At 22.5% G+C, this 24473-nt stretch carries 30 protein-coding genes; 6 read left to right on the forward strand and 24 right to left on the reverse strand.

All coding sequences use genetic code 4. The annotated features are described in order from the left end of the window. Positions 1–78 precede the first annotated feature (78 nt). Both ACICQF_RS00840 and ACICQF_RS00845 read right to left on the reverse strand, forming a co-directional pair. Entirely contained in the window at positions 79–891 is an 813-nt protein-coding gene (locus ACICQF_RS00840; protein ID WP_395473333.1) for an IS30 family transposase, read from the reverse strand. A gap of 76 nt (positions 892–967) precedes the next feature. Continuing rightward, on the reverse strand, positions 968–1279 hold the full coding sequence (locus ACICQF_RS00845; protein ID WP_395472757.1) for a hypothetical protein: 312 nt from the start codon (positions 1277–1279) through the stop codon (positions 968–970). Positions 1280–1352: 73 nt separating this feature from the next. Between ACICQF_RS00845 and ACICQF_RS00850 the strand changes: the two genes are divergently transcribed. Both ACICQF_RS00850 and ACICQF_RS00855 read left to right on the forward strand, forming a co-directional pair. After that, positions 1353–3059: a hypothetical protein gene (locus ACICQF_RS00850; protein WP_395473334.1), complete on the forward strand. Its 1707-nt coding sequence runs from the start codon at positions 1353–1355 to the stop codon at positions 3057–3059. Positions 3060–3334: 275 nt separating this feature from the next. Further along, positions 3335–3490 (forward strand): hypothetical protein, encoded by a 156-nt coding sequence (locus ACICQF_RS00855; RefSeq protein ID WP_395473335.1) that lies wholly within the window; start codon positions 3335–3337, stop codon positions 3488–3490. Here the strand turns inward: ACICQF_RS00855 and ACICQF_RS00860 are convergent. The 7 genes from ACICQF_RS00860 to ACICQF_RS00890 all read right to left on the reverse strand — a co-directional run bounded on the left by ACICQF_RS00860 (position 3487) and on the right by ACICQF_RS00890 (position 9636). Then, positions 3487–4359 carry a hypothetical protein gene (locus ACICQF_RS00860; RefSeq protein ID WP_395473336.1) on the reverse strand — a complete coding sequence of 291 codons (873 nt, stop codon included), beginning with the start codon at positions 4357–4359 and terminating at the stop codon, positions 3487–3489. The genes ACICQF_RS00855 and ACICQF_RS00860 overlap by 4 nt on opposite strands. Positions 4360–4500: 141 nt before the next feature. After that, a complete protein-coding gene (locus tag ACICQF_RS00865; protein WP_395473337.1) occupies positions 4501–4842 on the reverse strand; it encodes a hypothetical protein in 342 nt (113 codons plus the stop codon). Between the two features lie 264 nt (positions 4843–5106). After that, positions 5107–5511 (reverse strand): hypothetical protein, encoded by a 405-nt coding sequence (locus ACICQF_RS00870; RefSeq protein ID WP_395473338.1) that lies wholly within the window; start codon positions 5509–5511, stop codon positions 5107–5109. Further along, on the reverse strand, positions 5462–6700 hold the full coding sequence (locus ACICQF_RS00875) for a hypothetical protein (protein WP_395473339.1): 1239 nt from the start codon (positions 6698–6700) through the stop codon (positions 5462–5464). Before ACICQF_RS00875 ends, ACICQF_RS00870 begins: the two co-directional genes overlap by 50 nt. Before the next feature lie 13 nt (positions 6701–6713). After that, entirely contained in the window at positions 6714–6836 is a 123-nt protein-coding gene (locus ACICQF_RS00880) for a hypothetical protein (RefSeq protein WP_395472761.1), read from the reverse strand. 4 nt (positions 6837–6840) lie between these two features. Further along, complete coding sequence (locus tag ACICQF_RS00885; protein WP_395473340.1) at positions 6841–8733, reverse strand: hypothetical protein; 1893 nt, start codon at positions 8731–8733, stop codon at positions 6841–6843. 3 nt (positions 8734–8736) lie between these two features. Continuing rightward, complete coding sequence (locus tag ACICQF_RS00890) at positions 8737–9636, reverse strand: hypothetical protein (RefSeq protein ID WP_395473341.1); 900 nt, start codon at positions 9634–9636, stop codon at positions 8737–8739. Positions 9637–9676: 40 nt separating this feature from the next. Here ACICQF_RS00890 and ACICQF_RS00895 point away from each other — a divergent pair, with 40 nt between their 5' ends. Next, on the forward strand, positions 9677–10489 hold the full coding sequence (locus ACICQF_RS00895) for an IS30 family transposase (protein WP_395473342.1): 813 nt from the start codon (positions 9677–9679) through the stop codon (positions 10487–10489). A 390-nt stretch (positions 10490–10879) separates the two neighbouring features. Here ACICQF_RS00895 and ACICQF_RS00900 read toward each other — a convergent pair whose 3' ends face one another. The 3 genes from ACICQF_RS00900 to ACICQF_RS00910 all read right to left on the reverse strand — a co-directional run bounded on the left by ACICQF_RS00900 (position 10880) and on the right by ACICQF_RS00910 (position 12080). After that, the gene (locus ACICQF_RS00900) at positions 10880–11533 is read right to left on the reverse strand and encodes an IS30 family transposase (RefSeq protein ID WP_395473685.1); all 654 of its coding nucleotides are present in this window, start codon (positions 11531–11533) and stop codon (positions 10880–10882) included. Beyond that, positions 11534–11692, reverse strand: a complete 159-nt coding sequence (locus ACICQF_RS00905) for a helix-turn-helix domain-containing protein (protein WP_395473343.1) — start codon at positions 11690–11692, stop codon at positions 11534–11536. 76 nt (positions 11693–11768) lie between these two features. Then, positions 11769–12080, reverse strand: coding sequence for a hypothetical protein (locus tag ACICQF_RS00910; protein ID WP_395472757.1), 312 nt, complete (start codon positions 12078–12080; stop codon positions 11769–11771). A 73-nt stretch (positions 12081–12153) separates the two neighbouring features. Between ACICQF_RS00910 and ACICQF_RS00915 the strand changes: the two genes are divergently transcribed. Both ACICQF_RS00915 and ACICQF_RS00920 read left to right on the forward strand, forming a co-directional pair. Then, positions 12154–13860 (forward strand): hypothetical protein, encoded by a 1707-nt coding sequence (locus tag ACICQF_RS00915; RefSeq protein WP_395473334.1) that lies wholly within the window; start codon positions 12154–12156, stop codon positions 13858–13860. A 275-nt stretch (positions 13861–14135) separates the two neighbouring features. Further along, on the forward strand, positions 14136–14291 hold the full coding sequence (locus ACICQF_RS00920) for a hypothetical protein (RefSeq protein ID WP_395473335.1): 156 nt from the start codon (positions 14136–14138) through the stop codon (positions 14289–14291). On the opposite strand, the gene ACICQF_RS00925 is transcribed toward ACICQF_RS00920, so the two are convergent. The 6 genes from ACICQF_RS00925 to ACICQF_RS00950 form a co-directional block, all read right to left on the reverse strand. Continuing rightward, positions 14288–15994: a hypothetical protein gene (locus tag ACICQF_RS00925; protein WP_395473344.1), complete on the reverse strand. Its 1707-nt coding sequence runs from the start codon at positions 15992–15994 to the stop codon at positions 14288–14290. The two genes, ACICQF_RS00920 and ACICQF_RS00925, sit on opposite strands and share 4 nt — an antisense overlap. A 162-nt stretch (positions 15995–16156) precedes the next feature. Next, the gene (locus ACICQF_RS00930) at positions 16157–16312 is read right to left on the reverse strand and encodes a hypothetical protein (protein WP_395473345.1); all 156 of its coding nucleotides are present in this window, start codon (positions 16310–16312) and stop codon (positions 16157–16159) included. Next, positions 16263–17501, reverse strand: a complete 1239-nt coding sequence (locus ACICQF_RS00935; RefSeq protein WP_395473346.1) for a hypothetical protein — start codon at positions 17499–17501, stop codon at positions 16263–16265. Before ACICQF_RS00935 ends, ACICQF_RS00930 begins: the two co-directional genes overlap by 50 nt. A 13-nt stretch (positions 17502–17514) precedes the next feature. Continuing rightward, positions 17515–17637, reverse strand: a complete 123-nt coding sequence (locus tag ACICQF_RS00940; RefSeq protein ID WP_395472761.1) for a hypothetical protein — start codon at positions 17635–17637, stop codon at positions 17515–17517. Positions 17638–17641: 4 nt separating this feature from the next. Further along, on the reverse strand, positions 17642–19534 hold the full coding sequence (locus tag ACICQF_RS00945; RefSeq protein ID WP_395473347.1) for a hypothetical protein: 1893 nt from the start codon (positions 19532–19534) through the stop codon (positions 17642–17644). A 3-nt stretch (positions 19535–19537) separates the two neighbouring features. Further along, positions 19538–20437, reverse strand: coding sequence for a hypothetical protein (locus ACICQF_RS00950; protein WP_395473348.1), 900 nt, complete (start codon positions 20435–20437; stop codon positions 19538–19540). A gap of 40 nt (positions 20438–20477) precedes the next feature. On the opposite strand from ACICQF_RS00950, the gene ACICQF_RS00955 reads away from it, so the two are divergent. After that, positions 20478–21308 carry an IS30 family transposase gene (locus tag ACICQF_RS00955; RefSeq protein ID WP_395473349.1) on the forward strand — a complete coding sequence of 277 codons (831 nt, stop codon included), beginning with the start codon at positions 20478–20480 and terminating at the stop codon, positions 21306–21308. A gap of 12 nt (positions 21309–21320) precedes the next feature. On the opposite strand, the gene ACICQF_RS00960 is transcribed toward ACICQF_RS00955, so the two are convergent. Genes ACICQF_RS00960 through ACICQF_RS00985 form a run of 6 tightly spaced genes read right to left on the reverse strand, consistent with a single transcriptional unit; the run spans position 21321 to position 24456 of the window. Further along, the gene (locus ACICQF_RS00960; protein WP_395473350.1) at positions 21321–22064 is read right to left on the reverse strand and encodes a hypothetical protein; all 744 of its coding nucleotides are present in this window, start codon (positions 22062–22064) and stop codon (positions 21321–21323) included. Positions 22065–22075: 11 nt separating this feature from the next. After that, a complete protein-coding gene (locus ACICQF_RS00965; RefSeq protein ID WP_395473351.1) occupies positions 22076–23260 on the reverse strand; it encodes a hypothetical protein in 1185 nt (394 codons plus the stop codon). Positions 23261–23278: 18 nt separating this feature from the next. Next, a complete protein-coding gene (locus ACICQF_RS00970; protein WP_395473352.1) occupies positions 23279–23656 on the reverse strand; it encodes a hypothetical protein in 378 nt (125 codons plus the stop codon). A 16-nt stretch (positions 23657–23672) separates the two neighbouring features. Beyond that, on the reverse strand, positions 23673–23864 hold the full coding sequence (locus ACICQF_RS00975; RefSeq protein WP_395473353.1) for a hypothetical protein: 192 nt from the start codon (positions 23862–23864) through the stop codon (positions 23673–23675). Between the two features lie 34 nt (positions 23865–23898). After that, positions 23899–24057, reverse strand: coding sequence for a hypothetical protein (locus tag ACICQF_RS00980; protein ID WP_338957552.1), 159 nt, complete (start codon positions 24055–24057; stop codon positions 23899–23901). Positions 24058–24072: 15 nt separating this feature from the next. Next, positions 24073–24456, reverse strand: a complete 384-nt coding sequence (locus ACICQF_RS00985; RefSeq protein WP_395473354.1) for a hypothetical protein — start codon at positions 24454–24456, stop codon at positions 24073–24075. Positions 24457–24473: the final 17 nt, after the last annotated feature.

Raw genomic sequence — 24473 nt, forward strand, 5'->3', positions numbered from 1 at the left:
TCTTTGGTTTAAAGACAATATAAATTTATGAACTTCATTTTTATTAGTTTTTGAAAAAATAAATTTTTTAGGAAATTTTTATCTAATTAAACCATTAGTATTTTCATTAGTACCTCTTTGTCAAGGTGAATATGGATTGGCAAAATAAATTTTTACATCTAAATTTTTTTCAAGTTGTTGTCAATTTGAAAATTCTTTGCCACGATCAAAAGTAATAGTTTTAACAATGTTTTTAGGAAGAATTGATAAATAATAAATGACATTTTTATTAATAACTTTAGTAGTTCTGTTTTTAACTAATATTGCTAAAGTAAATCGTGATACTCTTTCAACTAAAGCTATTAAACATGATTTGCTTTTACCTCGTGATGATACTATAGTATCTCCTTCTCAATGACCAAGTGTTATACGATCATTAACATTTATATCTCGTTCTTTAATTGATTTACCATTAAACTTGCCACGATTTTCTTTAGATTTTCGTTTTTTACCTTTTCTTCTTAAATTTTTACTAGTAACTTTATCAAGCATTCCAAAATAAATTCAAGTATAAATTGTTTTAAAACTAATAACTCACTCTTTATGAAAATTTTTAATTCTGCCATAAATTTGTTCAGGTGATCAACCTAATAGTAATTTTTGTTGTACATATTTTACTAAATTCTTATTTTTAAACTTATGAAAACTAATATGTGATTGTTTTCGATTTTCAGCTTTATTTTGTGCAATTAATGAAAAATAATGATTATTATCTTTATTTCTATTAATTTCTCGAATAATAGTACTAATACTTCGATTAAGATTTTTAGCTATTTCACTAATTTTAAATTTAAATTTCAATTGATTCTCAATATAAATCCTTTCATCTATTCCGAGATGTTTATAACTCATATAAAAACTCCTTACTTTTTTCTAAACTAAATTTAGCATTATGAAATTTTTATATGAGAATTTTTTGCAATTTTATTTACTTGCACTTACAAGTATAATTCAGCTTTTTAACACCAAGATAATTATCTAATAATGATACGTACTCCATTTTTTGTGTTTTTGTGTTATAATGTGTACAAATACGTCGTTTATAAGTTAATAAACCTTTTTTTGCTTTTAATTTTCGTTGTCTAAATCTATATGATTTATATTCAGATTTATCACATATACTTCATAAATAATCATCTATTTTTGCAAATAATTCTTCTGTTTGTTTTAAACTTAATTCATCTTGATTAAAATCATGTTTGTCTCAATCAAAATGATTTGCGAATGGTAATATAAACATTTTTAATGCTCCTTTCTAATTTTTGTTTGTTAATAATTTAAGTTTAATTTTTTTTAAAAAATAAGGAGTAAATATGGCTTTTATTAGTAGTTATGGACAATTAAATAAAAAATATAATCTTAATTTTAGTGATAATAATTATGGTTTTAGTTGAGATATTTTTAAAGAATTTGTTGGTGATGAATGAGCAGAATATTTTACTACTAATTGTTTTTATCGTTTTGTTCCAACAGCACGTGGAACAAGAAAAACTTGAAACTGTTTAGCATTTGATTTATTTATATGTTGTAATTTTAGAGATAGTAGTGTTCAAGAAGTAAGAAGATATGAAAATACTCATAGTGAAACTACAATTGGTGCTTTAATGAATGTTTGTCAAGTTTTATTAGATACATATAATATTAATTTATTACCTAATAATCCACATGGCATTAAATGAAAAATTACTAAGGATGGGGGATGTATTATCTTTCCAAGTAATCAACAAATTGACTTTATTGGTTATGCTAATGGTAATAAGATTTTTGGAAAAGAAGCAGGTGGGTCAAGTTTTTTAGGTTCAAGAACAGATGAAATTATTATGGCAGAAGAAAAAGAAACATTAACTGAAAAACAATTAACATATCGATATGAACGTTTACAAAACTCTATGTTTAGAAGTAATCGTATTAAAGTATCAAATAAACCTATTAAAGAGTGAAGTTGAACATTTATTGATAAAAATATATATAGTTCTACCTTTGGACAAAAGATTACTCGTTATTTTTATAAAAGTTTTTTCATTACTTTTACATGTAATCCTTATGATAAATATCATCCATTTTATTTAAAATACTGTACACCATTTTTACCATTAAATGATGAAGTCATGAAAAATCTTAAAAAAGTTGGTAAAGTTTATTATGAAAATAAAGATATGTTTAGTGGTTTAGGTTTATTTGTTTTAAGATTTACTATTCAACCATTTTGAAATAAATTACCTGACATTCAACAAAGAACATTATTAGAAATGGAAAAAAGTAATCCAGATGAATATAATACTGTTTATTATGGTTTTGAATTTTTAGATAGCGATGCAACAATTTTCCCATTTCAAAAAACAGTAAAATATTGACAATCATATGATTTAAAACAATTTTATAATCAAGAAAAAGAAATGTATAAATTTGATTTTTATAGTGTTGGTATTGATTGAGCTACGGGACCAAAAGACCATACTGTATTTATGGTAGTTGGTTTTAAAGAATATAATAATACTGGTTATTATGATGCTTATATTATTTGTGAATTAGTAGTTACTCCAAATGATTTTATAAATGAAAATGAAAAAATTAATGCTTATGTTAATGAAATTTTAGGATTAATTGATAATTTTGAAAATTTTGAACAAGCAATTTATTTTTATGATGATAAAGCAAGAACAGCAATGGATTGATTAAATCAAAAATTAATTGATGAACACAATACTATTTTAATAACACAAACCGCTATTAAACATGCTTCAAATTTAAATCAAGAAGCCGGATTAACTAATAGAGTAGTTTGAATGAGAAATATTATGAGTTATGGAAACTTTTATGCAAATAAAGATGATTTACCAAAAACAACTCAATGTTTAGAAGAATTACGTTATGACCAAACCAAAACTAACATTCCTGACAAAAATATGTATCAAGACCCTTATGATGCATTATTTTATGCATTATATCCATATAAAAATGTAATTAGGGGTAAAAATAATGCTACTGTAAAAAAAAGTATCTTCACATTTGCAATATAATAAATAAGCGCAATACAATTAATAGTATAGGTATCAAAAAAATAAACACCTTTAATTTAGGCGTTATTTTGCTTTTAAAAGCATACTTGTAAAAATAATCAAAAATAGTACAATTTAAAAGTAAAATCAAGGAAAAAAGGAGATATTTATTATGAAAACATGAATAAAAACAAATTTTCAAAAAATATCATTATCATTTGCTGTAATAACTGGTGTTACCGGTTTAATCTTAGGAATAGTTTCATATAATAAAAATAATCAATTAACATATTTTTATGATTACGACCATGAAGCACACTGGGGGGGCAACTATTTGAGCAAGACCAGTAAGTAATAAACATAAAATTACTATTTACTGAGCATCAAATAAATTAACTGATGATGCAGTAAAATGAGATGGTATTTATCCAGATGGATATTTTGATAATTAAATTTCTAAATTTATATAAGAAATATTTTCATTATATTTATCAAATAAATTAATATTATTTAAATTTATTTCTTGTTTATTTGTTACTAAAATTAAATCATAATTACCAGCACCAAATAGTCCGCTAACTTCAATTCGATTTAAGTTATTAATTGGATTTTCAATTTGTAATTCAAATTCACTATTATTGTCAATTTGTAAAACTTCTTTATAAAATTCTAATTTAGAAAATAATTGTGATTTATTTGAACCATATAAATTTAAAGCATTTTCGGTTTTATTTTTATTAATAATTAATCTTGTAAAATATTTTCCATATTCACCATTACCTAATTTTCAATCTGCCGGAATTAATGATGGTATATTATTGCTTTCTAATTCATTAGTTATGGATAGTCAGTTAAATTGATTATCATCTAATTTCAATAATTCATTTTGACTAATGTCATTGTTTTTTAGTTTAATGTTATTGATATCTGTAAAATCAAAATATGCAGATTTTAATACTACTTTTATATCTTTAAATTCTCAAATCTTATCAGGTGTAGAATGTATAGGATTTGATTTTAATTCAAAATAATAAGGTAATAATAATTTATAGTCATCATTTAAACCGTTATTAATAGACATGGTTGAATAAATATTTTTTGATAGCATTATAACTATTTGTTTTAATATTTTAACTTGTGGTAAATTTGTATAGTTAGGATAATCTAATTCTCATTGTTTAAATAAATTAGTAATAACTTCATTTGGTTTTTGTCCTTCAAACTTAGCACGAATTTTATCTAAATCATTCATTTCTTTTACAACATTACTTAATGATGCACCATCAAAGTTTCTATTATAAGTATATGTATAAGTTAACATATCTAATAATACTTTTTGTAAACTATCAATTGGTGGTCTATCTTTTATTTCTAGTTCAACATCATGAAATTTATTTGTTGTAGAAATAAATAAATTATAGTCACTTACTAAAAATCATGACTCTAATTTTTTATCTTTTAATTATAGTTCATCAGATAATGGTCATACTTTTGAATTTTTAGAAACATCATAACCAATTTTAGCATTAATTACTCTTGCATTATTAATAATTTCTTTTCTTGTTTCTCTACCACCACCAATAGCAATTAAATCTAAAACTGATTTTTCTTGTCCTATAAATTGTTTTGCTAAATTTCAAGGTAATATTTGTTCACTAAATCATTGTTGTAATATTCTAACTTTTGGTTGAGTTTCAATAGGCATTGATAATAGCGGAAATGCTATCTTATCTTTGACAAATAACTTTGGGTATACCTCCATATTGTCGACTTCACCAAGTACGTTTATATTGCCAAAAATCATGCTTCTAGGTGCTTTAATTTTTAAACCAATAACTTTGGTGTCTTTATCTAGTGGTTTTTGTAATTTAATAATAATTGGATAACCATCTCTTGTTTTAAAGTCTTTAATTTTAATAATAGTAATACTTTTAGTACTTCTAGTTTTTGGATTTTGATAAGGTTCTGAATAATTATTAATAATATATAAATTATCAATATTATTTTCAGTTAATGGTTCATTTATACTAACTGCATATAACTTAAATTGATTTAATAAATTTATTTCTTAAAATATTAAATTTTTAATATCAGTCATACTATATTCAATTGTATTGTCATTAATATTAGTACTTGCTCTTTGATTTAATTGCATAGTAAAATCAGATGTTTCAACAGCAGTAGTTTTTAATACTTTATCAATATCAATAAAACCTATTTTAATAGTATTTGCTGAAAATCTTAAACTATTATTTTCATTATTTTTAAATAAACGTTCAATTTCATAAATAGAAATTTTTCTTTTTTTAAATTCATCGTATGCTCTATTAATATCAGGGTCATTAGTAGCACTCATCATATTAGTAAAATCATAAGGAATATTATCAATTAAATAATCATTTTCTATTTCTGCTTGATTAAGTTTAGTTTGTTTCTGTGGAAACTTCGTTTGTGGTTTGTTGTTTTTTTCCATTGTTTTCTCCTATTAATTGGTTATTTTCTGGATTAAATAATTTTAATTTAACTGTTAAGTTATTAATTTCTTGTTCATCATTAATATTAAATGTTTTACTATTTAATAAATCTTTATCTAAACGTACTAATATTTGAATAAATTTAAGAATATCAATATTAAATTGTCATAATTTTTGTTCAATATAATTAATAGTTGAAATATTTACCGCTGTACTTTCGGGAACCGATTGTTGTGCTGATTTCTTTTGACTTGGTATATGAATACCACAACGTTTAAATATTTCATTAATATTTCAATCATATATATCAGTTAAATTTTTACCTTTAAAATTACTACTTGTCATATTAATATTTTCACTTTTTTCATTATTATCACCAGTAGTTTTTCAAATATAGTTGTTAGTAACTAATGTTCTTACGGCTTCATCCATTGTAGATTTAGCATTACCATAAGTTTGGTCAAAAATAAACTTTGGTGAATTTAAAATAGTATCTAAAACAATTTGTTCATAAATAACATCTAATGCTTTAATTTTATCCATTACTTTATTACAATCTGCTAACTCATTTGCTTTATTTCTCATAATTGCTATTGGAATATAATTAATATTTAATGTTTGTTCTTGTTCTAAATTAGGATTATTACTATATTCTTTAAAAGGTAAAGGAAATTGTTTTTTATTATCACTAATACTATAAATTGCACGATTAATAGTTACTTGTTCATTATTTAATTTATAAACTTCAAATAATCTTACTGTTTGTGCATTTTGTTGATAACTATCATAAAAAATAGTACATTGAATTAATTTACCAGTAATATCATAAATTCTTTGCTGTATATCTACTACTTGAAAATATAAATCATCATTAGCAATATAAATTAAATAACCACTAATTCCTAATTTGCTTAATTTAAAAATAGAATTTCAATTCTTTCTATAAAATTCTTGTTTAATTAAATATTGTTTAATAGTTTCATTATTAATATCCAATGGAGCATTATATAAATTAGCATTATTTTCAGCAACAAAATCAGTAAAATAAGTCTCATGATTAAAATCATTAAAACCAAAATAACTTAAAATAGAAGTGTGTGTACTTTTATTTTCTAAAAAAATTAATTTAGATTTTTCTTCATTATTATTAATATTTGTTTTATCTTTTCTTGGTCAAAAAGGTTTCATTTTTTTCTCCTTTCTAAAATATTTGATTAATTTTTAAGACAATTTTTACTATAATAAATATAATTAAACCAACAACAGCAGAAGATAATAAAACTCCAATTAAACTTAAAATAATTTTTATAATTTTTCAAATCATAATTTTATTCCTGTAATTCTTCTAATTTTCATGTATTACCTTTATCGCTACCTTTTAAAGAATAAATAGTAATAAATTTTGAGTGTTGTACTGATAAAACTAAGACATTAGTATTATTGTTAAAAACTTCTATTGTTACACCTGCTATTTTTGTATTAGTTATAATAAATTCTTTAATTGCAAAAACATTATTATATATATTTCAAGAATAATAAACTTTATATCTTTTATTAACTATAAAATCATAAGTAATTTGTCAATTATCTCATTTATTTTTTTCTCTTATTCCTACTTCTTTTCAAATTGAACTACTTGGAGGAATTGGAATTGGTTGTGGTTGTTTTTTGATAATTTCATTAATAGCACCAGCAACAGTTTTATCAGTAGTTTCTAAATTAGGAATTTCAGTACCAATAGTATTTATAGAAAAAGCATATTTGAATTGGTCTTTATCCATTTTATTGTCTAATTTTTTATCTACTTCTTCTTTTTTATAATAATCAGTTAAATCAGTTTTCCCGCAAGTAGCACTAATTTTATTATTTTCATCAATTTTAATATTTTCACCAGCAATTAACTTATCTTGTTTTTTATCTAATAATTGATTTGTTTCTAGTTTTGTATAATAATCATGTTCAGTATTTTCTTCTGCTATAAATTCAGTTGGTGTATCTATTCCTTGATATTGATATATTTCTTCTATATCACCAATTAAATTAATTTTTCCAAGTTCAGGATAAGAATTACCACCACCACTAAATTGTTTCTTTTTATTGTTATAGTAAATAGTTCCAATATTTAAAATATTTTTATTTTGTATTTGTTCTCCATAAGTCATGGAATCAACATTTAACAATGCAAATTCGTTAAAAACATTATTTAAATAAATTTTAATTACTTTATAAAATTTCATAAAGTTATTTTCTGTTGAATATTGATAACTGATTTTAATAAAATATCATTTAAATATTTCTATATTATTATTTTCAACTTTTTTTCATAAGGAACTAGTTTCAATATTAAATCAATTATTTTTAACATCATTAATATTTTCGTTTGTTTTAATTAATTCACTATTTAATTTGGTAATTTCATTTTCATTTGTAGTAATTCGTTTTTGTTGTTTAGCAGAAAAATCACAAGTTGGTGCATGTGTATAATCACCAATTTGTGGATTGTTTTGTAAAACATCAGGTGGTAATGTTCCGATTTCATTAGGTCAATCTAAAATCATAGTTTCAGTTTTTGAGTCATATTCTGTTGCAACATAACCTTTATTTATTAAATTTTTAACTGGTCCCCTATATGTTTCATTTTTATTACCATTAATGGTATCATCATATAATTTTATTTGCTTTGATAATGTAAATTCTTTTTGTTCTTGAATTAATTCATTAACTTTGTTTCTAGTATAAAATGCTTTTAAGTCAATTTTTTCAACATCTATTTCATCATTATTATAATTTGAAAATATTTGTTTTAATTCTGTTAATCTTGCTCATATTTTCATTCTACTAGGTGTTAAATCTCAAATATTAATCGTAGGAGTACTACTTGCACTAAATTGATTACCATTATTAAATTGAATAGTAGCATCAACATTAAATTCAATTGGTGTACGATTAAATACTCAATGTTCAACCATAACATAAACCATATCTCTTAAAGTTTCTTTAATTAATTCATCTTTAAAACTATCAAAAGGAAATTTAGATAAAATAAAATCAAGATAAGCATTAATATCATTTTGAGCACGAATAGCAAATGTTTTAAATCAATCATCAACATTTGGTCATGTATTTATATATTGTCGTGGTGTTTCTGTAATTGTTCCAGTTAATGGATATCAGTTATTATAATTTTCTAAACTGACACCAGTTCAAAGTTTGTTAATCATATTTTATCATTCCTTAAAAAATGCTTTTTTATAACGTTTGGTTTTTGATTTAGTTTTTCTATGTGATATATGTATAATTTCTTTTTGTAATTTTTTCTTTCCTTTTTTTACAACTTGATTATATGCAAATTTTTCTAAATGTCTTAACAATCAAGTACCAAATACAGTATTAACTGAGAATTTTAAACCCACCCTTTTAAATGATTTATTGACATTATCAATAGGATTATTAATAACATTAACTACTTTATGATAAGTTCTAATTGTCCTTAATATTTGCCTATAAATTTTAAAACTATCTTTAATCATTTGTTGTACAACTGGTGGAGAAAAAGCAATACTTTTTAATCATTTATTTTGAATAACTCCATATCCAATATATCAACCGCTATATCATCTATATCAATGAAATGGATGTATTTGAATAACAAAAGTTTCTGCTTTGATAATACTATCAATAACTACAATTGGTTTATATTTAGGATTACGATGATAAATAGTAATTCCACATTTATCTAATGATAAAGGTTGAATTTTACAAGCCATAAATACTGGTGAATTTAATGGAATTAATTGTGCATGTTTAATTGCTTTCTTTTCAGCACTTGTAAATACATCAATTGTTTTTTCTTTTAATTTATTAATTTTTTCAAATGCTTGTTTTTCTAATTTTTCGAATTTCTCTTGTAATTTATAAATATTTATTCTTATTTTTTCAAAATATGAAGTATCTTTTCAAAATTTATTTAAACCTTTTTTAAAATAAAATTTAATATCAAAATATTTAAAAGTTTGATTTGCTTTTAATACTAATTTATGAATTGAACTATTTTTAAAATGCTGAATTATACTTGTAAGTGCAAGTAAATAAAATTGCAAAAAATTCTCATATAAAAATTTCATAATGCTAAATTTAGTTTAGAAAAAAGTAAGGAGTTTTTATATGAGTTATAAACATCTTGGCATAGATGAAAGGATTTATATTGAGAATCAATTGAAATTTAAATTTAAAATTAGTGAAATAGCTAAAAATCTTAATCGAAGTATTAGTACTATTATTCGAGAAATTAATAGAAATAAAGATAATAATCATTATTTTTCATTAATTGCACAAAATAAAGCTGAAAATCGAAAACAATCACATATTAGTTTTCATAAATTTAAAAATAAGAATTTAGTAAAATATGTACAACAAAAATTACTATTAGGTTGATCACCTGAACAAATTTATGGCAGAATTAAAAATTTTCATAAAGAGTGAGTTATTAGTTTTAAAACAATTTATACTTGAATTTATTTTGGAATGCTTGATAAAGTTACTAGTAAAAATTTAAGAAGAAAAGGTAAAAAACGAAAATCTAAAGAAAATCGTGGCAAGTTTAATGGTAAATCAATTAAAGAACGAGATATAAATGTTAATGATCGTATAACACTTGGTCATTGAGAAGGAGATACTATAGTATCATCACGAGGTAAAAGCAAATCATGTTTAATAACTTTAGTTGAAAGAGTATCACGATTTACTTTAGCAATATTAGTTAAAAACAGAACTACTAAAGTTATTAATAAAAATGTCAGTTATTATTTATCAATTCTTCCTAAAAACATTGTTAAAACTATTACTTTTGATCGTGGCAAAGAATTTTCAAATTGACAACAACTTGAAAAAAATTTAGATGTAAAAATTTATTTTGCCAATCCATATTCACTTTGACAAAGAGGTACTAATGAAAATACTAATGGTTTAATTAGATAAAAATTTCCTAAAAAATTTATTTTTTCAAAAACTAATAAAAATGAAGTTCATAAATTTATATTGTCTTTAAATTATAAGTTTAGACGAGAATAATTTAGACTTCAATATGCAATTGTAAGTTAATCTTAACACTTCAAAAATATTAGTCAACAATAATACTTACTTTTATAACTCAAAAATTCTTATTAAAGTTTTCTTTAATAAGTTTTATTTTATTTTTATTTATTTGCTAAATTGTAAAGGTAAGTGCAACTAAATTATTTTTCTATCCAAATATTCGATTGGTGAAAGATAATTTAGTATTTTTCTTGGTCTTTGGTTTAAAGACAATATAAATTTATGAACTTCATTTTTATTAGTTTTTGAAAAAATAAATTTTTTAGGAAATTTTTATCTAATTAAACCATTAGTATTTTCATTAGTACCTCTTTGTCAAAGTGAATATGGATTGGCAAAATAAATTTTTACATCTAAATTTTTTTCAAGTTGTTGTCAATTTGAAAATTCTTTGCCACGATCAAAAGTAATAGTTTTAACAATGTTTTTAGGAAGAATTGATAAATAATAAATGACATTTTTATTAATAACTTTAGTAGTTCTGTTTTTAACTAATATTGCTAAAGTAAATCGTGATACTCTTTCAACTAAAGCTATTAAACATGATTTGCTTTTACCTCGTGATGATACTATAGTATCTCCTTCTCAATGACCAAGTGTTATACGATCATTAACATTTATATCTCGTTCTTTAATTGATTTACCATTAAACTTGCCACGATTTTCTTTAGATTTTCGTTTTTTACCTTTTCTTCTTAAATTTTTACTAGTAACTTTATCAAGCATTCCAAAATAAATTCAAGTATAAATTGTTTTAAAACTAATAACTCACTCTTTATGAAAATTTTTAATTCTGCCATAAATTTGTTCAGGTGATCAACCTAATAGTAATTTTTGTTGTACATATTTTACTAAATTCTTATTTTTAAACTTATGAAAACTAATATGTGATTGTTTTCGATTTTCAGCTTTATTTTGTGCAATTAATTAAAAATAATGATTATTATCTTTATTTCTATTAATTTCTCGAATAATAGTACTAATACTTCGATTAAGATTTTTAGCTATTTCACTAATTTTAAATTTAAATTTCAATTGATTCTCAATATAAATCCTTTCATCTATGCCAAGATGTTTATAACTCATATAAAAACTCCTTACTTTTTTCTAAACTAAATTTAGCATTATGAAATTTTTATATGAGAATTTTTTGCAATTTTATTTACTTGCACTTACAAGTATAATTCAGCTTTTTAACACCAAGATAATTATCTAATAATGATACGTACTCCATTTTTTGTGTTTTTGTGTTATAATGTGTACAAATACGTCGTTTATAAGTTAATAAACCTTTTTTTGCTTTTAATTTTCGTTGTCTAAATCTATATGATTTATATTCAGATTTATCACATATACTTCATAAATAATCATCTATTTTTGCAAATAATTCTTCTGTTTGTTTTAAACTTAATTCATCTTGATTAAAATCATGTTTGTCTCAATCAAAATGATTTGCGAATGGTAATATAAACATTTTTAATGCTCCTTTCTAATTTTTGTTTGTTAATAATTTAAGTTTAATTTTTTTTAAAAAATAAGGAGTAAATATGGCTTTTATTAGTAGTTATGGACAATTAAATAAAAAATATAATCTTAATTTTAGTGATAATAATTATGGTTTTAGTTGAGATATTTTTAAAGAATTTGTTGGTGATGAATGAGCAGAATATTTTACTACTAATTGTTTTTATCGTTTTGTTCCAACAGCACGTGGAACAAGAAAAACTTGAAACTGTTTAGCATTTGATTTATTTATATGTTGTAATTTTAGAGATAGTAGTGTTCAAGAAGTAAGAAGATATGAAAATACTCATAGTGAAACTACAATTGGTGCTTTAATGAATGTTTGTCAAGTTTTATTAGATACATATAATATTAATTTATTACCTAATAATCCACATGGCATTAAATGAAAAATTACTAAGGATGGGGGATGTATTATCTTTCCAAGTAATCAACAAATTGACTTTATTGGTTATGCTAATGGTAATAAGATTTTTGGAAAAGAAGCAGGTGGGTCAAGTTTTTTAGGTTCAAGAACAGATGAAATTATTATGGCAGAAGAAAAAGAAACATTAACTGAAAAACAATTAACATATCGATATGAACGTTTACAAAACTCTATGTTTAGAAGTAATCGTATTAAAGTATCAAATAAACCTATTAAAGAGTGAAGTTGAACATTTATTGATAAAAATATATATAGTTCTACCTTTGGACAAAAGATTACTCGTTATTTTTATAAAAGTTTTTTCATTACTTTTACATGTAATCCTTATGATAAATATCATCCATTTTATTTAAAATACTGTACACCATTTTTACCATTAAATGATGAAGTCATGAAAAATCTTAAAAAAGTTGGTAAAGTTTATTATGAAAATAAAGATATGTTTAGTGGTTTAGGTTTATTTGTTTTAAGATTTACTATTCAACCATTTTGAAATAAATTACCTGACATTCAACAAAGAACATTATTAGAAATGGAAAAAAGTAATCCAGATGAATATAATACTGTTTATTATGGTTTTGAATTTTTAGATAGCGATGCAACAATTTTCCCATTTCAAAAAACAGTAAAATATTGACAATCATATGATTTAAAACAATTTTATAATCAAGAAAAAGAAATGTATAAATTTGATTTTTATAGTGTTGGTATTGATTGAGCTACGGGACCAAAAGACCATACTGTATTTATGGTAGTTGGTTTTAAAGAATATAATAATACTGGTTATTATGATGCTTATATTATTTGTGAATTAGTAGTTACTCCAAATGATTTTATAAATGAAAATGAAAAAATTAATGCTTATGTTAATGAAATTTTAGGATTAATTGATAATTTTGAAAATTTTGAACAAGCAATTTATTTTTATGATGATAAAGCAAGAACAGCAATGGATTGATTAAATCAAAAATTAATTGATGAACACAATACTATTTTAATAACACAAACCGCTATTAAACATGCTTCAAATTTAAATCAAGAAGCCGGATTAACTAATAGAGTAGTTTGAATGAGAAATATTATGAGTTATGGAAACTTTTATGCAAATAAAGATGATTTACCAAAAACAACTCAATGTTTAGAAGAATTACGTTATGACCAAACCAAAACTAACATTCCTGACAAAAATATGTATCAAGACCCTTATGATGCATTATTTTATGCATTATATCCATATAAAAATGTAATTAGGGGTAAAAATAATGCTACTGTAAAAAAAAGTATCTTCACATTTGCAATATAATAAATAAGCGCAATACAATTAATAGTATAGGTATCAAAAAAATAAACACCTTTAATTTAGGCGTTATTTTGCTTTTAAAAGCATACTTGTAAAAATAATCAAAAATAGTACAATTTAAAAGTAAAATCAAGGAAAAAAGGAGATATTTATTATGAAAACATGAATAAAAACAAATTTTCAAAAAATATCATTATCATTTGCTGTAATAACTGGTGTTACCGGTTTAATCTTAGGAATAGTTTCATATAATAAAAATAATCAATTAACATATTTTTATGATTACGACCATGAAGCACACTGGGGGGGCAACTATTTGAGCAAGACCAGTAAGTAATAAACATAAAATTACTATTTACTGAGCATCAAATAAATTAACTGATGATGCAGTAAAATGAGATGGTATTTATCCAGATGGATATTTTGATAATTAAATTTCTAAATTTATATAAGAAATATTTTCATTATATTTATCAAATAAATTAATATTATTTAAATTTATTTCTTGTTTATTTGTTACTAAAATTAAATCATAATTACCAGCACCAAATAGTCCGCTAACTTCAATTCGATTTAAGTTATTAATTGGATTTTCAATTTGTAATTCAAATTCACTATTATTGTCAATTTGTAAAACTTCTTTATAAAATTCTAATTTAGAAAATAATTGTGATTTATTTGAACCATATAAATTTAAAGCATTTTCGGTTTTATTTTTATTAATAATTAATCTTGTAAAATATTTTCCATATTCACCATTACCTAATGTTCAATCTGCCGGAATTAATGATGGTATATTATTGCTTTCTAATTCATTAGTTATGGATAGTCAGTTAAATTGATTATCATCTAATTTCAATAATTCATTTTGACTAATGTCATTGTTTTTTAGTTTAATGTTATTGATATCTGTAAAATCAAAATATGCAGATTTTAATACTACTTTTATATCTTTAAATTCTCAAATCTTATCAGGTGTAGAATGTATAGGATTTGATTTTAATTCAAAATAATAAGGTAATAATAATTTATAGTCATCATTTAAACCGTTATTAATAGACATGGTTGAATAAATATTTTTTGATAGCATTATAACTATTTGTTTTAATATTTTAACTTGTGGTAAATTTGTATAGTTAGGATAATCTAATTCTCATTGTTTAAATAAATTAGTAATAACTTCATTTGGTTTTTGTCCTTCAAACTTAGCACGAATTTTATCTAAATCATTCATTTCTTTTACAACATTACTTAATGATGCACCATCAAAGTTTCTATTATAAGTATATGTATAAGTTAACATATCTAATAATACTTTTTGTAAACTATCAATTGGTGGTCTATCTTTTATTTCTAGTTCAACATCATGAAATTTATTTGTTGTAGAAATAAATAAATTATAGTCACTTACTAAAAATCATGACTCTAATTTTTTATCTTTTAATTCTAGTTCATCAGATAATGGTCATACTTTTGAATTTTTAGAAACATCATAACCAATTTTAGCATTAATTACTCTTGCATTATTAATAATTTCTTTTCTTGTTTCTCTACCACCACCAATAGCAATTAAATCTAAAACTGATTTTTCTTGTCCTATAAATTGTTTTGCTAAATTTCAAGGTAATATTTGTTCACTAAATCATTGTTGTAATATTCTAACTTTTGGTTGAGTTTCAATAGGCATTGATAATAGCGGAAATGCTATCTTATCTTTGACAAATAACTTTGGGTATACCTCCATATTGTCGACTTCACCAAGTACGTTTATATTGCCAAAAATCATGCTTCTAGGTGCTTTAATTTTTAAACCAATAACTTTGGTGTCTTTATCTAGTGGTTTTTGTAATTTAATAATAATTGGATAACCATCTCTTGTTTTAAAGTCTTTAATTTTAATAATAGTAATACTTTTAGTACTTCTAGTTTTTGGATTTTGATAAGGTTCTGAATAATTATTAATAATATATAAATTATCAATATTATTTTCAGTTAATGGTTCATTTATACTAACTGCATATAACTTAAATTGATTTAATAAATTTATTTCTTGAAATATTAAATTTTTAATATCAGTCATACTATATTCAATTGTATTGTCATTAATATTAGTACTTGCTCTTTGATTTAATTGCATAGTAAAATCAGATGTTTCAACAGCAGTAGTTTTTAATACTTTATCAATATCAATAAAACCTATTTTAATAGTATTTGCTGAAAATCTTAAACTATTATTTTCATTATTTTTAAATAAACGTTCAATTTCATAAATAGAAATTTTTCTTTTTTTAAATTCATCTTATGCTCTATTAATATCAGGGTCATTAGTAGCACTCATCATATTAGTAAAATCATAAGGAATATTATCAATTAAATAATCATTTTCTATTTCTGCTTGATTAAGTTTAGTTTGTTTCTGTGGAAACTTCGTTTGTGGTTTGTTGTTTTTTTCCATTGTTTTCTCCTATTAATTGGTTATTTTCTGGATTAAATAATTTTAATTTAACTGTTAAGTTATTAATTTCTTGTTCATCATTAATATTAAATGTTTTACTATTTAATAAATCTTTATCTAAACGTACTAATATTTGAATAAATTTAAGAATATCAATATTAAATTGTCATAATTTTTGTTCAATATAATTAATAGTTGAAATATTTACCGCTGTACTTTCGGGAACCGATTGTTGTGCTGATTTCTTTTGACTTGGTATATGAATACCACAACGTTTAAATATTTCATTAATATTTCAATCATATATATCAGTTAAATTTTTACCTTTAAAATTACTACTTGTCATATTAATATTTTCACTTTTTTCATTATTATCACCAGTATTTTTTCAAATATAGTTGTTAGTAACTAATGTTCTTACGGCTTCATCCATTGTAGATTTAGCATTACCATAAGTTTGGTCAAAAATAAACTTTGGTGAATTTAAAATAGTATCTAAAACAATTTGTTCATAAATAACATCTAATGCTTTAATTTTATCCATTACTTTATTACAATCTGCTAACTCATTTGCTTTATTTCTCATAATTGCTATTGGAATATAATTAATATTTAATGTTTGTTCTTGTTCTAAATTAGGATTATTACTATATTCTTTAAAAGGTAAAGGAAATTGTTTTTTATTATCACTAATACTATAAATTGCACGATTAATAGTTACTTGTTCATTATTTAATTTATAAACTTCAAATAATCTTACTGTTTGTGCATTTTGTTGATAACTATCATAAAAAATAGTACATTGAATTAATTTACCAGTAATATCATAAATTCTTTGCTGTATATCTACTACTTGAAAATATAAATCATCATTAGCAATATAAATTAAATAACCACTAATTCCTAATTTGCTTAATTTAAAAATAGAATTTCAATTCTTTCTATAAAATTCTTGTTTAATTAAATATTGTTTAATAGTTTCATTATTAATATCCAATGGAGCATTATATAAATTAGCATTATTTTCAGCAACAAAATCAGTAAAATAAGTCTCATGATTAAAATCATTAAAACCAAAATAACTTAAAATAGAAGTGTGTGTACTTTTATTTTCTAAAAAAATTAATTTAGATTTTTCTTCATTATTATTAATATTTGTTTTATCTTTTCTTGGTCAAAAAGGTTTCATTTTTTTCTCCTTTCTAAAATATTTGATTAATTTTTAAGACAATTTTTACTATAATAAATATAATTAAACCAACAACAGCAGAAGATAATAAAACTCCAATTAAACTTAAAATAATTTTTATAATTTTTCAAATCATAATTTTATTCCTGTAATTCTTCTAATTTTCATGTATTACCTTTATCGCTACCTTTTAAAGAATAAATAGTAATAAATTTTGAGTGTTGTACTGATAAAACTAAGACATTAGTATTATTGTTAAAAACTTCTATTGTTACACCTGCTATTTTTGTATTAGTTATAATAAATTCTTTAATTGCAAAAACATTATTATATATATTTCAAGAATAATAAACTTTATATCTTTTATTAACTATAAAATCATAAGTAATTTGTCAATTATCTCATTTATTTTTTTCTCTTATTCCTACTTCTTTTCAAATTGAACTACTTGGAGGAATTGGAATTGGTTGTGGTTGTTTTTTGATAATTTCATTAATAGCACCAGCAACAGTTTTATCAGTAGTTTCTAAATTAGGAATTTCAGTACCAATAGTATTTATAGAAAAAGCATATTTGAATTGGTCTTTATCCATTTTATTGTCTAATTTTTTATCTACTTCTTCTTTTTTATAATAATCAGTTAAATCAGTTTTCCCGCAAGTAGCACTAATTTTATTATTTTCATCAATTTTAATATTTTCACCAGCAATTAACTTATCTTGTTTTTTATCTAATAATTGATTTGTTTCTAGTTTTGTATAATAATCATGTTCAGTATTTTCTTCTGCTATAAATTCAGTTGGTGTATCTATTCCTTGATATTGATATATTTCTTCTATATCACCAATTAAATTAATTTTTCCAAGTTCAGGATAAGAATTACCACCACCACTAAATTGTTTCTTTTTATTGTTATAGTAAATAGTTCCAATATTTAAAATATTTTTATTTTGTATTTGTTCTCCATAAGTCATGGAATCAACATTTAACAATGCAAATTCGTTAAAAACATTATTTAAATAAATTTTAATTACTTTATAAAATTTCATAAAGTTATTTTCTGTTGAATATTGATAACTGATTTTAATAAAATATCATTTAAATATTTCTATATTATTATTTTCAACTTTTTTTCATAAGGGACTAGTTTCAATATTAAATCAATTATTTTTAACATCATTAATATTTTCGTTTGTTTTAATTAATTCACTATTTAATTTGGTAATTTCATTTTCATTTGTAGTAATTCGTTTTTGTTGTTTAGCAGAAAAATCACAAGTTGGTGCATGTGTATAATCACCAATTTGTGGATTGTTTTGTAAAACATCAGGTGGTAATGTTCCGATTTCATTAGGTCAATCTAAAATCATAGTTTCAGTTTTTGAGTCATATTCTGTTGCAACATAACCTTTATTTATTAAATTTTTAACTGGTCCCCTATATGTTTCATTTTTATTACCATTAATGGTATCATCATATAATTTTATTTGCTTTGATAATGTAAATTCTTTTTGTTCTTGAATTAATTCATTAACTTTGTTTCTAGTATAAAATGCTTTTAAGTCAATTTTTTCAACATCTATTTCATCATTATTATAATTTGAAAATATTTGTTTTAATTCTGTTAATCTTGCTCATATTTTCATTCTACTAGGTGTTAAATCTCAAATATTAATCGTAGGAGTACTACTTGCACTAAATTGATTACCATTATTAAATTGAATAGTAGCATCAACATTAAATTCAATTGGTGTACGATTAAATACTCAATGTTCAACCATAACATAAACCATATCTCTTAAAGTTTCTTTAATTAATTCATCTTTAAAACTATCAAAAGGAAATTTAGATAAAATAAAATCAAGATAAGCATTAATATCATTTTGAGCACGAATAGCAAATGTTTTAAATCAATCATCAACATTTGGTCATGTATTTATATATTGTCGTGGTGTTTCTGTAATTGTTCCAGTTAATGGATATCAGTTATTATAATTTTCTAAACTGACACCAGTTCAAAGTTTGTTAATCATATTTTATCATTCCTTAAAAAATGCTTTTTTATAACGTTTGGTTTTTGATTTAGTTTTTCTATGTGATATATGTATAATTTCTTTTTGTAATTTTTTCTTTCCTTTTTTTACAACTTGATTATATGCAAATTTTTCTAAATGTCTTAACAATCCAGTACCAAATACAGTATTAACTGAGAATTTTAAACCCACCCTTTTAAATGATTTATTGACATTATCAATAGGATTATTAATAACATTAACTACTTTATGATAAGTTCTAATTGTCCTTAATATTTGCCTATAAATTTTAAAACTATCTTTAATCATTTGTTGTACAACTGGTGGAGAAAAAGCAATACTTTTTAATCATTTATTTTGAATAACTCCATATCCAATATATCAACCGCTATATCATCTATATCAATGAAATGGATGTATTTGAATAACAAAAGTTTCTGCTTTGATAATACTATCAATAACTACAATTGGTTTATATTTAGGATTACGATGATAAATAGTAATTCCACATTTATCTAATGATAAAGGTTGAATTTTACAAGCCATAAATACTGGTGAATTTAATGGAATTAATTGTGCATGTTTAATTGCTTTCTTTTCAGCACTTGTAAATACATCAATTGTTTTTTCTTTTAATTTATTAATTTTTTCAAATGCTTGTTTTTCTAATTTTTCGAATTTCTCTTGTAATTTATAAATATTTATTCTTATTTTTTCAAAATATGAAGTATCTTTTCAAAATTTATTTAAACCTTTTTTAAAATAAAATTTAATATCAAAATATTTAAAAGTTTGATTTGCTTTTAATACTAATTTATGAATTGAACTATTTTTAAAATGCTGAATTATACTTGTAAGTGCAAGTAAATAAAATTGCAAAAAATTCTCATATAAAAATTTCATAATGCTAAATTTAGTTTAGAAAAAAGTAAGGAGTTTTTATATGAGTTATAAACATCTTGGCATAGATGAAAGGATTTATATTGAGAATCAATTGAAATTTAAATTTAAAATTAGTGAAATAGCTAAAAATCTTAATCGAAGTATTAGTACTATTATTCGAGAAATTAATAGAAATAAAGATAATAATCATTATTTTTCATTAATTGCACAAAATAAAGCTGAAAATCGAAAACAATCACATATTAGTTTTAAAACAATTTATACTTGAATTTATTTTGGAATGCTTGATAAAGTTACTAGTAAAAATTTAAGAAGAAAAGGTAAAAAGCGAAAATCTAAAGAAAATCGTGGCAAGTTTAATGGTAAATCAATTAAAGAACGAGATATAAATGTTAATGATCGTATAACACTTGGTCATTGAGAAGGAGATACTATAGTATCATCACGAGGTAAAAGCAAATCATGTTTAATAACTTTAGTTGAAAGAGTATCACGATTTACTTTAGCAATATTAGTTAAAAACAGAACTACTAAAGTTATTAATAAAAATGTCAGTTATTATTTATCAATTCTTCCTAAAAACATTGTTAAAACTATTACTTTTGATCGTGGCAAAGAATTTTCAAATTGACAACAACTTGAAAAAAATTTAGATGTAAAAATTTATTTTGCCAATCCATATTCACCTTGACAAAGAGGTACTAATGAAAATAATAATGGTTTAATTAGAGAAAAATTTCCTAAAAAATTTATTTTTTCAAAAACTAATAAAAATGAAGTTCATAAATTTATATTGTCTTTAAATCAAAGACCGAGAAAAATATTAAATTATCTTTCACCAATCGAATATTTGGATAGAAAAATAATTTAGTTGCACTTACCTTTACAATTTAGCATCAGTATTATATTTTTGTAAAAAATTGTTTGCTTTATCAATATCTTTAATTTTAAATTTAGGAGTTAACTGTGGACTTAACTTTATTAATTCATTTTGTAATAATAAATAATTTTTTAATTCTTGTACTTCTAATTTTGCAAAATTATTTTTATATTGTCTTTCAGCAACAAAACCTAAATTTTGTATTATTGTTTCGCGATTTGGAGCATGGTTATAATTAAATAAATAACGTTTATTTCCAATAATTTTATCTGTTAAAATTTCTTTTTCACTTACTTGACTAATGATTTCTTGTAAATTTTTTGCTTTTTTAATACCAATTTTTTTTAATGTTTTAGTTTTTTCTGCTAAACTAATAAATTTAGTTGTACGATAACCACGACTAATTCTATTAAGTCCAGCAAATGCAGGTAATATATTAAAAAAAGTATTTAATGGTGTAACATTTCCTTTTAAATAATCATAAACTTGATTAATAGTAAAATCAGTTAAAAACTCTACACCAACAGCACTAATACTAGCAAGTAAATCACTTGCACCTAAACCAAGTGCTAAACTTTCACTTAATCCACCAGTAAAAGGAGCAAGTGCTACTGCTATTACTTGTACACCAATCATTTCTAAAATTTCTCATCATCAACTTTTATGTTCTTGTTGTTGACTTGTTCTAGTATGTTTTGGTTTATTTATGTTTAAAAGTATTGCTGTACTAGTTGTACCAATTGGCATAATAATTATCCTTATTTAAGAGTTATTTTTATAGGATTTGTTGAACCTTGATAATTTTTATCAGTGTCATTAGTAGTGATTACTACATATAAATCTCCTGCTTTTTGGTTTTGATTACTTACATCAACTTGACCTTGGGCATCACTAAAATAATTAATAATTGGAGTTGTTAAATTTGGATTTAAATTATTTATTTCAGTTGTATTTTTAATTGTTGTATCTAATAATTTATTCTTTTTAGTAGTATCAGCAGTAATATTAGTTGTTAATGTTGTAATTTCTTCACTTAAATATTTTTTATTAACAATACCACATAACATTCATCTTGATTCTGTTTCTGAGTTTGACATATAAGGAATAGATTCTCCTGTTACTTGTCCACCAACTAAATATCTTTTTGGAACTTTACCATCTTTAATATCTTCAACATATATACTAGTTTGTTGTAACATATATCTTTTCATTGCTTTTGGTGTTGCTAAAACAAAATTCATAATTTGATTTTTATTTTCAGTATTTTTAAATGTCATATAATCATCCATAACAATTTGACATAATACACCTTTAATATATAAATTTGTTCCATTTAATCTTAATTGTTGTGCTAGTTGATTATCAGTAATTAAACCTTTATTATCTGCTAAATAAACTAAAGTATCATAAAGACTATTTGTTATAAAAAATTTACAATTATTACTATTTCTTAATGGAAATAAAGTATTTCATGCTGATAACATTGATTTTAAATATCCTACTGGTGTTGTATCAGTAATGATTACTTTTTTGGCAGATTTAGCAATTGTATTTGTATCATTATTTGCTAAATAATCTGCTAAATCATTAGCAACTTCATATTGCATACTTTCTAGTAAATTTTGCCCATTATCTGCAAATAAATCAACTTCACCAATCATTTCTCCTGTACTAGCTTCTTTTGTAATTTCTTTAATAATTTTATCAGTATCAACATAACCAACTTCTAATCCTTTACTTTTATCATTTCAATGAAGTATTTTGAATGTTGGGTCTTTTGGTTTTTTAACTATAAATTCAATTTTTGTAGAATTAACCATTTCAATTGGAAAAAAAATTGCTCATGGACTATTTGATTGTTTATAAAATTCTATAAATTCAGGTGTTTCTACTAATTTTGTAGTATTATCTAAATTTTGTTTAAATGGCACTGGATTTGGCATTTTAAATTTTCCTTTCTTTTATAAATTATTTTTCTTTTTATAATCTAATAAACTACTTTTTATTGAAGTTTCTTGATTTGTTAATATTGTTTCTTGTTTACCACCTGTATTAATTGGTTCTTTAAATAGTGGTTGTTCTTTAATCATTTTTTTAATAGTTTCTTCAATTTTTGAATTTTCTATATTACTTGTTTTAAATTTTAAAAATTCATAAAATTCTTTTTTAACTTGATATTTTTTAAATATATTAATTATTTCTTTTTCTTTAATTTCTTGATTAAGTTTATTTAACTTATTTTCTAATTCAACAATCTTAATTTCTTGCTCTTGTTGTAAATTATTATTTTCAATTAAATGTTCAGTATTTTGTTCAACATTAGTTTCATTTTCTAACATTTAAATCACACCTTTATTATTTATTTTCTTTTCCATTAATTTTTTCATTAAGTTTTGCTAATTTTTTTTGATGTTTCATCACTTTATTATTTCTTCTAATATTTTTTGGAGTTGTAATAAATCTTTTAAATCAAACAATTAATTCTCTACAAATTAATGTTCCTACACTTGTTCCAATAATAATTAATTCATGTAAAAATTCTTTCATTTTCAATTATTTCCTTTCAATTATTTATTTTTAATTATTCGTCAAATTGACCATTATTAATTCTTTCAATCATTGATTTTGAATTACTTATAATAGTTACCAATAAAGATATTTCTTTATTTAATTGTTCCATTCTTTCTTTATATGTCTGAATTTCATTGTTATAATATTCAATCAATTTTTCTTTATTCATTAGTTATCATCTCCTTTATAAACTATCATATGTAGTTGGTCTTTCATATAAAACATCACTACTTCCACTATTATTACTAATAGCATCACTATTAATTAATCTTCTTGTTTCATTTGTAAATGATGTTTCTTGCATTTCTTGATTATGATTTTTAGTTTCCATAGGTAATAAATTATGTATAATTTCACTTGCACCAGCAACTATTGTTGGTACTGCATAAGCATTATTAAAATCATTATTTATACCCATAGCTACACCACTTGAAATTAGACATACACTAGTTGCCATATTACATATTTTTCTTATTACTTCAAATCTATTAGGTATTAGTTCACTTAACCCACCAATTAGATTTGATATACCATAAGTACTTAAACTAATATATGTATCTCAATCCATTTGTTGTTTATTATCAT

It is taken from the genome of Spiroplasma endosymbiont of Nomada rufipes, from assembly GCF_964277355.1.
Classification (GTDB): domain Bacteria; phylum Bacillota_I; class Bacilli_A; order Mycoplasmatales; family VBWQ01; genus Spiroplasma_E.